The following is a 12402-nucleotide window of genomic DNA, read 5'->3' as shown; positions in this document are numbered from 1 at the left end:
CCCGAACCCCGCTCCTCAAACGCCGGAGGGGCTGATTCCGTAGCCGGAGAGGCTGATTCCGTCACGCGTCCTCACCCTCGCGCATCGGCACGCGTACGCCCTTCTCCGCCGCCACCGACTCCGCGATGTCGTACCCCGCGTCCACGTGCCGGATGACACCCATACCGGGGTCGTTGGTGAGCACCCGGCGGATCTTCTCGCCCGCGAGCTTCGTGCCGTCGGCGACCGAGACCTGGCCCGCGTGCAGGGAGCGGCCCATGCCGACGCCGCCGCCGTGGTGGATGGAGACCCAGGAGGCGCCGGACGCGACGTTCACCATGGCGTTCAGGAGCGGCCAGTCGGCGATCGCGTCGGAGCCGTCGAGCATGCCCTCGGTCTCGCGGTACGGGGAGGCGACGGAGCCGGTGTCGAGGTGGTCGCGGCCGATCGCGAGCGGGGCGGCGAGGGTGCCGTCGGCGACCATGTCGTTGAACATGTCGCCCGCCTTGTCGCGCTCGCCCTGGCCGAGCCAGCAGATGCGGGCGGGCAGGCCCTGGAAGTGGACGCGCTCGCCGGCCATCCTGATCCAGCGGTGCAGCGACTCGTTCTCCGGGAAGAGGTCGAGGAGCGCCTTGTCCGTCTTGTGGATGTCGGACGCCTCGCCGGACAGCGCCGCCCAGCGGAACGGGCCCTTGCCCTCGCAGAAGAGCGGGCGGATGTAGGCGGGGACGAAGCCGGGGAACGCGAACGCCCGCTCGTAGCCCGCGAGTTGGGCCTCGCCGCGGATCGAGTTGCCGTAGTCGAAGACCTCGGCGCCCGCGTCCATGAAGCCGACCATGGCCTCGACGTGCCGGGCCATGGACTCGCGGGCGCGCTGTGTGAAGCCCGCCGGGTCCTTCTCGGCCGCCGTCGCCATGTCGTCGAAGTCGACGCCGGAGGGGAGGTAAGCGAGCGGGTCGTGGGCGGAGGTCTGGTCCGTCACGATGTCGATGGGGGCGGACTCGGCGAGCATGCGGGGCAACAGGTCGGCCGCGTTGCCGAGCAGGCCGATGGAGAGCGGACGGCGCGCGTCGCGCGCCTCGACGGCGAGCTGCAGCGCGTGCTCCAGCGAGTCGGCCTTCACGTCCAGGTACTTGTGCTCGATGCGGCGCTCGATGGCGCGCGGGTCGACGTCGATACAGATCGCGACGCCGTCGTTCATCGTGACCGCGAGGGGCTGGGCGCCGCCCATGCCGCCGAGACCGGCGGTGAGGGTGATGGTCCCGGCGAGCGTGCCGTTGAACTTCTTGGCGGCGACGGCGGCGAACGTCTCGTACGTGCCCTGGAGGATGCCCTGGGTGCCGATGTAGATCCACGACCCCGCGGTCATCTGGCCGTACATGGTGAGGCCGAGGGCCTCCAGGCGGCGGAACTCCTCCCAGTTCGCCCAGTCGCCGACCAGGTTGGAGTTGGCGATCAGGACGCGCGGCGCCCACTCGTGGGTCTGCATCACGCCGACGGGGCGGCCGGACTGGACGAGCATCGTCTCGTCCTGCTTGAGGGTCTTCAGGGTGCGCACCATGGCGTCGAAGGAGCGCCAGTCGCGGGCCGCCTTGCCGGTGCCGCCGTAGACGACGAGCTTGTCGGGGTGCTCGGCGACCTCGGGGTCGAGGTTGTTCTGGAGCATGCGGAGGGCGGCTTCCTGCTGCCATCCCAGGGCGCTCAGTTCAGTGCCGCGAGGTGCCCGAACGGGGCGGGGTCCTGACATGGCGGTGCCTCCAAGCATGCGACTGTGACCTTGTTATTCACATCCTGATGGCCTGAATAGCCCTAGTCAATAGCGAACGAATGCACGAGTACGCCAGCGGTGTCACGCCCCGGATGATTGGCTGGATCACATGGGCCACGACGAGGAACGCGCACAGCACCCCCACGGCGAGCCGGGCCGGGAGACCGCCCCGGACGAGGAGAAGACGCAGGACCTGCGCGCGAGTACCGACAGCGCGGCCCGCCGCGACCAGGCCGTCCGCGCCGCCGTCGAACAGGGTGTCGTCGGACCCGCCGCCCCCGTCGTCGGCCTGCTCGACGTCACCGGCATCCGCGCGGCCGCCGCCGAGCTGCGCGCCGCCTTCGACGCCGTCGTCGAGCCCGGCACCCCCGTGCTGCACGCCTTCGCGGTCAAGGCCGCCCCGCTGGTCCCGGTCCTCAGGCTGCTGCGCTCGGCGGGCATCGGCGCCGAGGTGGCGAGCCCCGGCGAGCTCGCCATCGCCAAGGCCGCGGGCGTCGCGCCCGCGGACACCGTCCTCGACTCCCCCGCCAAGACCCCCGCCGAACTGCGCCAGGCCCTGGCGCTCGGCATCGCCGTGAACGCGGACAACCCGCAGGAGCTGGCCCGCATCGACACGCTCGTCCAGTCGGCGCCGACCGGCTCCCCGATCGGCCTGCGCGTGAACCCGCAGATCGGCGGCGGCTCGATCGGCGCCGTGTCGACGGCGACGGCCACCGCCAAGTTCGGGGTGCCGCTGCGCGACCCCGGCGCCCGCGACTGGCTCCTCCAGGCCTACCTCGACCGGCCGTGGCTGACCCGCCTGCACGCCCACTCCGGGTCGCAGGGCATGACGCTCGAAATGATGGTGCGGGGCGTCACGGCGGCGTACGAACTGGCCGAGGAGGTCAACGAACGCGCGGGCCGGCGACAGATCGACACGATCGACATCGGCGGCGGGCTCCCCGTCAACTTCTCCTCGGACGAGGTCAGTCCGACCCACGCGCAGTACGCCCGCCGCCTCAAGGCCCGCGTGCCGGGACTGCTCGACGGGCGCTACGGCCTGGTCACCGAGTTCGGCCGCTCGCTGCTCGCCAAGCACGGCACGATCCTCGCCCGCGTCGAGTACGTGAAGAAGTCCGGCGGCCGCCCGATCGCGCTGACCCACGCGGGCGTGCAGGTGGCGACGCGGACCGTGTACGCGCCCGCGTCGTGGCCGCTGCGGATCGCCGCGTACGACGCGAAGGGCCGTCCGAGGAGCGGCCCCGCCGTCGGCCAGGACGTGGCGGGCCCGGCCTGCTTCGCGGGCGACCTGCTCGCCGAGAACCGCCCGCTGCCGCTGCTCGAACAGGGCGACTACGTGGCGGCGCTGGACACCGGCGCCTACTACTTCGCGCACCACTACTCGTACAACAGCCTGGCCAGGCCCGGCATCTACGGCTTCTCGCCGTACGCGGACGAGGTGCGCTTCGCCGCGGTGCGCGAGCCGCAGACGCTCGACGAGATCGTGGCGGAGGCGGGCGGCGGCGCGGAGCGGGACGCGCTGCGCCACCTCTGAACTCGCCACCCCTGAACGCACCACCCCTGAACGCACCACCCCTGAACGCGCCACCCCTGAACGCGCCCCCTTCCCCCGGCGTCCGGCCGAACGCTCCCCCGCTCCCGAACTCGCGGCGCAACGCGGTCAGTTGACCGAAGAATCCGGTCCCGCACGGACCACGTCGCGTCGCTCTGCGCACCGATCCTGTCGGTCCAGGGCATGTTCACCGGGAAAGTGCCGGAACCCCCCGGAATCCTCACGCCAGTGCGTACCTTCCTCGTCACCGGGTGATGGGGATCGCCCGGCGCACCATGGGGATGGGGAAGAGGTCCGCGCGTGCCCGGAATCGACGAGTGTCTGCTCGAAGCGATGACACTGCCCGGGGCGCGCGGGGCCGCGATCGTCGACTGGACCAGTGGGCTCTCCCTCGGGGCGGTCGGCGATTCGCCCAACGGAGACCACGAGGCGACCGCGGCCGAGGCCGCCGAGGTGGCGCGGGCCGCCGTCGAGTACCGCGCCTTCGCCCCCGCCGAAGGGCCGCTCGACGAGCCCGCCGACGACGGGGGCCTGCCCGTCGAGGACCTCATGCTCACCACCAGGACGGGCTTCCACCTGATCCGCTTCGTGGCGACGACCTTCGACAGCAGCGTCTTCCTGCACCTCTGGCTCGACCGGGACAACGGCAACCTCGCGCTCGCCCGCATCCGGCTGCGCGACCTCGCCGAGCGGCTGGTCCTGGCATGACCACCGCCCAGGCCCAGGCCCAGGCCCCGGCGACCGCCACGTCGCCGATGCTGCTGCGCCTCGCCGCCGAGCACGCCACCGGGGTGCTGCTGCGCGGCCAGGGCACCCTCTACCTCGCGGACGGCAGCATCGTGCACGCCGAGAGCCCCGCGGCGCCCGGCCTCGACGTGCTGCTCACCGCCGGGGGCGTGCTGCCCAGGCAGGGCTGGGAGGAGGCGCTCACCGAGGCGGGCACCCGCAACGAGGTGGGGCGCCATCTGGTCGACAGCGGGCGGGTGGCGGCCGGCGAACTGGAGCTGTGCCACCTCGGCGCGCTCTTCGACGCCGCGTACTTCGTGCTCGGCCCGGCCGGCGGCCCCACCCGGTTCCGCTACGGCGTCGCGCACTGGCTCGGCCGGGTGCGCCCGGTGCCGGTCGCCGCGGTGGACCGGGAGTCGCGGCGGCGCCGGGCGCTGCTCGACGGGATATGGCCCGACGCGGCGATCGACGAAGCGCCCGTGGTGCCCAGGCCGCCCGCGCCCGGCCAGTCGGTGACCGCGCGGCAGCGGGCCGTGCTGCGGCTCGCCGACGGGGTCCGCACCCCCACCGCGATCGCCTGGGCCCTCGGCAGGCCCGCCTTCCACACCCTGGTCGAGGTCCGGCGCCTTGCCGCCGCGGGGCTCGTGAGCACACCCCGGGCACGGGCCTCGCCGGAGCCGCGGGCCGACCCCGCCTGGGCCGAGGAGATCCACGCGGCCGTCGGGGTCTCCGCCGACCCGGACATCGACCTGCTCCGCCGGCTCCGTGACGCACTGGAGGCAAGCCTGTGAAGCCCCGCACCGCGCCCCGGACCGCGCACCTGCCCATATGAAGCTCTCCGCGCTCTGGCGGCGCTCCGGGAGGAGGCAGCAGATGCCTGCCGAAGCCGAGGTACTCGGCGAACTGAGACGGCTGCGGTCACGGATACCCCAGCTCACAGGGGCCCTCGCGGCCAGTGTCGACGGACTGGTGCTCGCCCAGGACGCCACGGACGTGGAGGTGGAGGGCGTCTGCGCGCTCACCGCCGCGGCCCTCGGCGTGGCCCTGCGGCTCGCCGAGGAGACGCACCAGGGCGACTTCAAGGAGCTGATCGTCCGCGGTGAGAAGGGCTACGTCGCCACGTACGCGGCCGGGTCCTGCGCGGTCCTGACCCTGCTCGCCGAGCCCCGCATCAACGTCGGCCGACTGCATCTGGAGGCCCGCAGGTCCAGCGCCCTCATCGGAGAACTGGTCGACGCCGCCGTCCAACGAGCGGAGGAAGCCTGACCCATGCCCCCGACCTCACCCGCATCACCCTCATCGTCCGGTCCACCACGGACATCCAGCCGAAGGAAAGGAAGTGCGAAGCTCATGGCCAACACGGAGGCCGCACTCAAAGAGACGGCCACAGCGATCGAAGGCGTCATCGGCACCGCCCTGGTCGACTACACCAGCGGCATGGCGCTCGGCACGCTCGGCGGCGGCAAGGAACTGGACCTGTCCGTCGCCGCGGCGGGCAACACCGACGTGGTGCGCGCGAAGCTGCGCACCATGGAGATGCTGGGCCTCAAGGACGAGATCGAGGACATCCTGATCTCGCTCGGCTCGCAGTACCACCTGATCCGGCTCATCAAGGGCCGCAACAACAACGGTCTGTTCCTCTACGTGGCCCTCGACAAGAACCGGGCCAACCTGGCCATGGCGCGCCACCAGCTCAAGCGCATCGAGGCCGAGCTGGACGTCTGAGGACGCGGGCACGGGGCACCCCCCGCGGGCCGCCCCGTGCCCAGGCTCTGAGGTTCCTCAACTCGCGCATGGTGACGTGGATCACGGGCAGACCCCCTTCTTCAGACCCGTACCCGGTCTCGGGGGAGGCACCTGTGACGACGTCCGGCACATCCACCACCGCTCCACCGCCCGCCGAAGAAGGCGGTCTGCACCGCGCCATCGGCCCCAAGCTGCTGATCCTCTTCGTGATCGGCGACATCCTCGGCACCGGCATCTACGCCACCACCGGCAAGGTGGCGGGCAAGGTCGGCGGCGCGCTCTGGGTGCCGTTCGCGATCGGCTTCGTCGTGGCGATCCTGACGGCCGCCTCGTACGTCGAACTGGTCGGCAAGTACCCGAAGGCGGCGGGCGCCGCGCTCTACACGCAGAAGGCGTTCAAGACGCCGTTCCTCACGTTCATCATCGCCTTCATGGTGATGTGCTCGGGGCTCTCGTCGGCGAGCGCGGCGGCCCGCGCGTTCAGCGGCGACTACCTCGGCGAGCTCACGAACGACGCGCTGCCGCCGACCCTGATCGCCATCGTCTTCATCGTGCTGCTCGCCGCCCTGAACATGCGCGGCGTCTCGGAGTCGGTGAAGACCAACGTGGTGCTCACGCTCGTCGAACTGACCGGCCTCATGATCATCCTCGGGATCGGCGCGTACGCCGTGCTGACCGGGGACGGCGAGCCCTCGCGGCTCACCGAGTTCCAGACGGACGGCAGCGGATACGCCCTGATGACCGGGGTGTTGGGGGCCACCGCGCTCGGCTTCTTCGCCTTCGTCGGCTTCGAGGACTCGGTCAACATGGCCGAGGAGACCAAGGATCCGGTGCGCACCTTCCCCCGCGCGATCTTCATCGGCGTCGCGGTGACCGGCACGATCTACGTCCTGGTCGCGCTGGTCTCCTCCCTCCTTGTCGACCACAAGACGCTGGAGGGATCGAGCGGCCCGCTGCTCGAAGTGGTGAAGGCGGGCGGCGTGGACTTCCCGCACAAACTCTTCGCCCTGATCGCCCTGTTCGCGGTCACCAACTCGGCGCTGATCAACATCATGATGGCCTCGCGGCTCTGCTACGGCATGGCCAACGAACGCATCCTGCCGCGCGCCATGGGCCGCGTCCTGTCCCGGCGCCGCACGCCGGTCGTCGGCATCGTCTTCGTCTCGCTGCTGGCGATCGGCCTGGTCTCCACGGGCGAGATCGAGGGCCTCGGCGACACCACGGCGTTCCTGCTGCTCTGCGTGTTCGCGGTGGTCAACATCGCCGTCCTGGTGCTGCGCCGCGACCCGGTCGACCACCAGCACTTCCGTACGCCGACGGCGCTTCCGGTGCTCGGCGCGGTCACCGCGCTGATCCTGGCGAGCCCGCTGGCCGACCGCCCCGCCGAGGTCTACATCCGGGCGGGCGTCCTGATGGCCGTCGGGGTGGGCCTGTGGGTGGTGAACAAGCTGGTCCTGAGGGCGCGGGGCGAGGACTGAGCGGCGCCCCGCGGGCGGCGGCCCGGGTCACTCCACGAACAGGCCCCGCGCCGCCGCCCGTACGTCGAACTCCTCCAGGCGCGCCTGCGCGTCCGGCAGCCCGTCGCACATGGCCTCCAGGAGGACCCGGCCGAGCAGCATCGGGGCGCAGGCCGTGTCGAAGGCGAGGCCCGTGCCGACCGCGGCGGGCAGCAGCAGGTCGCTGTGGGCGGCGACCGGCGCGAACGCGGAGTCGGCGACGGTCACCACGGTCAGGCCCGCCGAGCGCGCGTAGGCGAGCGCGTCGACGACCTCGCGGGGGTGGCGGGGCAGCGCGAAGCAGAGCAGCGCGGTGGCCCCGGCCCTGACCGCCGCGTCGACGCGGTCGGCGAGCATCGTGCCGCCCTCGTGCAGGAGGCGTACGTCGGGGTGGACCTTGGCGGCGAAGTACGAGAAGCCGTACGCCTGGGACGCGGCGGCCCGCAGGCCGAGGACGGGCAGCGGGCGCGAGGCGGCGAGGAGCCGCCCCGCGCGCTCCACCGGCTCGGGGTCGGCGAGGAGTTCGGCGAGGTGGCGCAGGTTCTCGATCTCCGCCTCGACGGCCTGCTGGTACTCGTTGAGGGAGTCGCCCGCCGCCGTCTCCGGGGGCGCCACGTCCCGCAGGTGCCTGCGCAGCGCCGGGTAGCCGTCGAAGCCGAGCGCGACGGCGAAGCGGGTCACCGACGGCTGGCTGACCCCGGCGAGTTCGGCCAGTTCGACGCTGGAGAGGAAGGGGACGTCGGCGGCCCGGCGCACCATGCAGTGCGCGATGCGGCGCTGCGTGGGCGTGAGCCGGTGCCCTTCGAAGAGCACCTGCAACCGCGCCGCGGGACTGTCACTCATACCGTTCCCCTCACCACACCCGATCCCTCGGCGGCCGTTCCCTGCCCGCCGCCCAGTTCCGTCCACAGCTCGGTGAACCGGTCGAGCAGCCCGGCGGCCGCCGTCACATCATCCGTCAGCGGCCGGTCGGCGAGTTCCGCGTCGAGCACCTCGTCGGCGAGCGCGAAGGCGCGGCCGACCGGGAGCGCCGGGTCGAGCCGCATGTCGCGCTGCCTCAACGCCCTGACGGAGGCGACCAGTTCACACCCCACCACCAGCCGGTACGCCGCGCAGGCGCGCAACGTCTGACGGGCGGCGAGGGAAGCGAAGCTGGCCTGCTCCTCGACGCCGCGGGAGAGCACCGCGTGGCCGAGCGAGGCGGGCGCGGAGAAGGCCCGCAGGTCGCCGAGGGCCGCCCCGGCCGCGTATTCGAGGATCATCACGCCCGACGAGGCCGGTTCGCCGTCGGCGAGGAAGGGCCGCAGACGTGTGAAGCCCGGTTCGTTCAGGGTGGACAGGCGCGAGGTGGAAAGCCGCGCGGCCTGCGTGGTGGCGAGCCTGAAGTGGTCCAGGGACAGCGCGAGTTGGGCGAGGTAGAAGCCGCCGTGGTGGTAGGCGGCCAGGTCGTCGGGCGAGATCAGCGGGTTCTCGGCGGCCGCGTTGATCTCGACGGTGAGGACGTCTTCGAGCGCGTCGGCCGCGTCGTGCGCGGGGCCGTGGATCTGCGGCACGCAGCGGAAGCCGTAGGGGTCCTGGATGCGGCCGAGCGGCGGCGTGGGCCGGTCGGGGGCGCCGAGCAGCTGCCGCATGCGTTCGGCGACCGCGTACGAGCCGGGGTGGCGCCGCGCCTCGTGGACGGGCAGCGCGTACGCCTCGTACGAACCGTCGACCGCCATCAGGGAGAGCGCGGCGACCACCTGGGTGGCGGCGATCAGGCCGCGCAGCTCGTGCAGGGCGAGCGCGGACTGGCCGAGGGTGAGGGCGTTGCTGCTGATCAGGGCGAGGGCGTCGTTGTTGTCGAGGGGCTGGGGCGCGGGGGCGGCGCCGGGGCCCCGCCAGGGGTGCTCGCCCGCGAGCGCGAGGCCCATCTGGGCGAGGGCCGCGATGTCGCCGGTGCCGACCGAGCCGAACTCGTTGACCGTGGGGTAGGCGCCGGCCTCCAGGGCCTCGCAGAGGGCGGTGACCACGCTGGGGCGCAGGCCGGCGCCGCCCGCGAGGAGCTGGTTGGCGCGGACCGCGAGCATGGCGCGGACCTGCCGGGCGGGCAGCTCGTCGCCGATGGCACCGGCGTGCGAGCGCAGCAGCCGCAGGCCGTGGTCGGCGGCCGCCTCGGTCGGCACGTCCTCGTTCCGGTTGGCGCCCACTCCGGTGGAATGGCCGTAGACGCGGCCCCAGGCGGCGATCTCTCGGGCGGCGTTCCAGGAGTTCTCCGCGCGTTTCATCCCGTCGGTCGCGGGGACGGGCAATGCATCCGATTCGGCCAGACGTACGACATCTGCGACCATCAGTCCCCGGCCGTCGAGGACGACGACCTTTTCCCTGTCGCCGGTCGCCATGTCCGCGATACGAGACGACTTCACTCGCATTCCCTCCTCAATCGGACGCCCTGTCTTGCCCATCGGCCACTTGTTACCAGTGATTTACGCCGACGCGGCCAAAAGTATTGACAACCTATTCAGCCAGCAAGAACTCTGCATGACGATATACAGCCGGGCAAGGGACTCCACATGATCCAATTCGATACGGTCCACAAGCGCTTCCCGAACGGCACCACCGCGGTCCACGACCTGAACCTCGACATGCCGGAAGGCGGCGTGACCGTACTCGTCGGATCCTCCGGTTGCGGCAAGACGACGACCCTCCGCATGATCAACCGAATGGTCGACCCGACCTCGGGGACCATCCGCGTCGGCGGCCGTGACGTCCTCGAACAGGACGCGGCCGAACTGCGCCGCTCCATCGGCTACGTCATCCAGCAGTCCGGGCTCTTCCCGCACCGCACGGTCCTCGACAACATCGCCACGGTGCCGCTGCTGCTCGGCTGGGGCCGCAGGAAGGCGCGGGCCAGGGCGGCCGAGCTCCTGGAGACGGTCGGCCTCGCCACCGACGCGGGCAAGCGCTACCCGCACCAGCTCTCCGGCGGCCAGCAGCAGCGCGTCGGCGTGGCCCGCGCGCTCGCCGCGGACCCGCCGGTGCTCCTCATGGACGAGCCGTTCGGCGCGGTGGACCCCGTGGTCCGCACCCAGCTCCAGGACGAACTCCTCCGCCTCCAGCGGGAGTTGAACAAGACCATCGTCTTCGTCACGCACGACATCGACGAGGCCGTGCGGCTCGGCGACCGCATCGCCGTCTTCCGCACCGGCGGCCACCTCGTGCAGTGCGCCGAGCCCGGCGAACTGCTCGCCCGCCCGGCGGACGACTTCGTCGCGGACTTCCTCGGGGCGGAGCGCGGTCTGAAGCTGCTGTCCCTGGTCACCCTGGCCGACGTCCCCCAGGGCCCGGCCCCGCAGGGCGGCGCATGGACGCTCCGCCTGGACGCTGCCGGAGCGCCGCTCGCCTGGCGGCACAAGGACGGGGACGCGGCGGACGTTCCCGTACGGGCCCTTCGGGACACGGACTCGCTGCTCGCCGCCCTCGACGAGTCCATATCCGCCCCGACGGGCCTGGTGGCCCGCGTCGACGCGGAGGGACGCCTGACGGGGGTCTCGTCCCGGGAGGAGATCCACGAGAGCGCCGGCGCGGCGCACGAGAGAAGCCGCGGCCCGGCGGGGGCCGGCCGCGCAGTTCCCCGCGCCCCTGAGTCGTCCACCTCGCCCCGCGCCGAGGGGCCCCTGGAAGGGGCGCGGGGAACTGCGCGAGCAACCACAACCGACCCGCAGCCGCCAGGCAACCGCGGAGGGCAGACGAACCCGCGCCCCACGGACGACACGAGCGACACGGACGGCGCGAGCAACACGGACGGCACGAGCCACACGGACGCCGAGGAAACCCCGTGACCGTCGACTGGTCGTGGATCGGCGACCACACCGACGACCTCACCACCCTCACCCTCTCCCACCTCCAGGCCGCCCTCTCCGCCGTCTTCTTCGGCCTCCTGATATCCCTGCCGCTCGCCGTCGTCGCGCACCGCGTGCGCCGGCTGCGCGGGCTGCTGCTCGGGCTGTCGAACGTCCTGTTCACCATCCCGTCCATCGCGGTCTTCGTGCTGCTGCTCCCGGTCAGCGGCCTCACCCGCACCACCACCGTGACCGGCCTGACGATCTACACCCTCGTCGTGCTGCTCAGGAACACCGTCGAGGGCCTGGACTCCGTCCCCGTACGGACTAAGGAGGCCGCGAAGGCCATGGGCACGCGGCCGCTGCGGACGCTGCTCACCGTCGAACTGCCCCTCGCGCTGCCGGTGATCATGGCGGGCGTACGCATCGCGACGGTCATGTCGATCTCGCTGGTCTCCGTCGCGACCTACATCGGCGACGGCGGGCTCGGGCAGCTCTTCACGGACGGCTTCCAGCGCAACTTCCCCACCCCCGTGATCGTCGGCGTCGTCCTCACCCTGCTGCTCGCGCTCGTCGCGGACGCGCTGCTCGTCGCCCTCCAGTACGTCCTGACGCCCTGGAACCGTCGCCGGAAGGGCGCGTGACATGTACGAACTCTTCAAGGACCTCGGCGCCTGGCTGGTCAGCGGCGAACAGTGGACGGGCCCCGACGGCATCGGGCACCGGCTCGCCGAGCACCTCCAGTACTCGCTGCTCGCCACGCTGATCGCCGCCGTCATCGCGCTGCCGGTCGGCCTGCTCATCGGGCACACCGGACGCGGCGCGTTCGTCGCCATCAACCTGTCCTCGTTCGGCCGCGCGCTGCCCACCGTGGGCCTCGTCGTCCTCGTCTTCCTGGCGAGCGGCCTGTCCATGTGGCCCGTCTACATCGCGCTCGTCGCCCTCGCGGTGCCGTCCATCGTCACCAACACGTACGCGGGCATGACCGCCGTCGACGCGGAGGTGAAGGACGCCGCGCGCGGCCAGGGCATGCGGGCCCACCAGGTGCTGTTCCAGGTCGAGTTGCCGCTCGCGCTGCCGCTGATCATGACGGGCCTGCGGCTCGCGCTGATCCAGGTCGTCGCGACCGCCACCATCGCCGCGTACGTCTCCTTCGGCGGACTCGGCCGCTACGTCTTCGACGGGCTCGCCCAGCGCGACCTGGTCCAGGTGCTCGGCGGCGCCGTGCTCGTGGCCCTCGTCGCCGTCGTCCTCGACCTCGCGCTCTCCGCACTCCAGCGCGTCCTCTTCCGTCACCGCCCCGCCAAGTCCGCCTAG

The 12402-nt window shown here is 72.2% G+C and carries 12 protein-coding genes; 9 read left to right on the top strand and 3 right to left on the bottom strand.

Going from position 1 to position 12402, the window contains the following annotated elements:
* Positions 1 to 61: 61 nt before the first annotated feature.
* Positions 62 to 1726 carry a urocanate hydratase gene (gene hutU / locus ACIO9J_RS30480; RefSeq protein ID WP_402006602.1) on the bottom strand — a complete coding sequence of 555 codons (1665 nt, stop codon included), beginning with the start codon at positions 1724 to 1726 and terminating at the stop codon, positions 62 to 64.
* Positions 1727 to 1856: 130 nt separating this feature from the next.
* Here hutU and ACIO9J_RS30475 point away from each other — a divergent pair, with 130 nt between their 5' ends.
* The 6 genes from ACIO9J_RS30475 (at position 1857) to ACIO9J_RS30450 (ending at position 7249) form a co-directional block, all read left to right on the top strand.
* The gene (locus tag ACIO9J_RS30475; RefSeq protein WP_402006599.1) at positions 1857 to 3281 is read left to right on the top strand and encodes a diaminopimelate decarboxylase; all 1425 of its coding nucleotides are present in this window, start codon (positions 1857 to 1859) and stop codon (positions 3279 to 3281) included.
* Positions 3282 to 3599: 318 nt separating this feature from the next.
* Entirely contained in the window at positions 3600 to 4007 is a 408-nt protein-coding gene (locus tag ACIO9J_RS30470; RefSeq protein ID WP_402006596.1) for a hypothetical protein, read from the top strand.
* Positions 4004 to 4816, top strand: a complete 813-nt coding sequence (locus tag ACIO9J_RS30465; protein WP_402006593.1) for a transcriptional regulator — start codon at positions 4004 to 4006, stop codon at positions 4814 to 4816. The genes ACIO9J_RS30470 and ACIO9J_RS30465 overlap by 4 nt, the downstream gene beginning before the upstream one ends.
* Positions 4817 to 4898: 82 nt before the next feature.
* On the top strand, positions 4899 to 5291 hold the full coding sequence (locus ACIO9J_RS30460; protein ID WP_402006590.1) for a roadblock/LC7 domain-containing protein: 393 nt from the start codon (positions 4899 to 4901) through the stop codon (positions 5289 to 5291).
* 84 nt (positions 5292 to 5375) lie between these two features.
* Positions 5376 to 5750: a hypothetical protein gene (locus ACIO9J_RS30455; protein ID WP_402006587.1), complete on the top strand. Its 375-nt coding sequence runs from the start codon at positions 5376 to 5378 to the stop codon at positions 5748 to 5750.
* A gap of 68 nt (positions 5751 to 5818) precedes the next feature.
* Entirely contained in the window at positions 5819 to 7249 is a 1431-nt protein-coding gene (locus ACIO9J_RS30450; protein WP_402006584.1) for an APC family permease, read from the top strand.
* A 27-nt stretch (positions 7250 to 7276) separates the two neighbouring features.
* Here the strand turns inward: ACIO9J_RS30450 and ACIO9J_RS30445 are convergent, their stop codons facing one another.
* Positions 7277 to 8110: a MurR/RpiR family transcriptional regulator gene (locus ACIO9J_RS30445; protein WP_402006581.1), complete on the bottom strand. Its 834-nt coding sequence runs from the start codon at positions 8108 to 8110 to the stop codon at positions 7277 to 7279.
* A complete protein-coding gene (locus ACIO9J_RS30440) occupies positions 8107 to 9675 on the bottom strand; it encodes an aromatic amino acid ammonia-lyase (RefSeq protein WP_402006578.1) in 1569 nt (522 codons plus the stop codon). Before ACIO9J_RS30440 ends, ACIO9J_RS30445 begins: the two co-directional genes overlap by 4 nt.
* 141 nt (positions 9676 to 9816) lie before the next feature.
* Here ACIO9J_RS30440 and ACIO9J_RS30435 point away from each other — a divergent pair, with 141 nt between their 5' ends.
* The 3 genes from ACIO9J_RS30435 to ACIO9J_RS30425 are packed head-to-tail and all read left to right on the top strand — an operon-like array spanning position 9817 to position 12402.
* Complete coding sequence (locus ACIO9J_RS30435) at positions 9817 to 11085, top strand: ABC transporter ATP-binding protein (RefSeq protein ID WP_402006575.1); 1269 nt, start codon at positions 9817 to 9819, stop codon at positions 11083 to 11085.
* Positions 11082 to 11729: an ABC transporter permease gene (locus ACIO9J_RS30430; RefSeq protein ID WP_402006572.1), complete on the top strand. Its 648-nt coding sequence runs from the start codon at positions 11082 to 11084 to the stop codon at positions 11727 to 11729. Before ACIO9J_RS30435 ends, ACIO9J_RS30430 begins: the two co-directional genes overlap by 4 nt.
* A 1-nt stretch (position 11730) precedes the next feature.
* Positions 11731 to 12402: an ABC transporter permease gene (locus tag ACIO9J_RS30425; protein ID WP_402006569.1), complete on the top strand. Its 672-nt coding sequence runs from the start codon at positions 11731 to 11733 to the stop codon at positions 12400 to 12402.

This window comes from Streptomyces sp. NPDC087300, from assembly GCF_044744425.1.
Classification (GTDB): domain Bacteria; phylum Actinomycetota; class Actinomycetes; order Streptomycetales; family Streptomycetaceae; genus Streptomyces.
The sequence above is the reverse complement of the archived record's forward strand: the minus strand, read 5'-3'. Positions and strand labels throughout refer to the sequence as shown.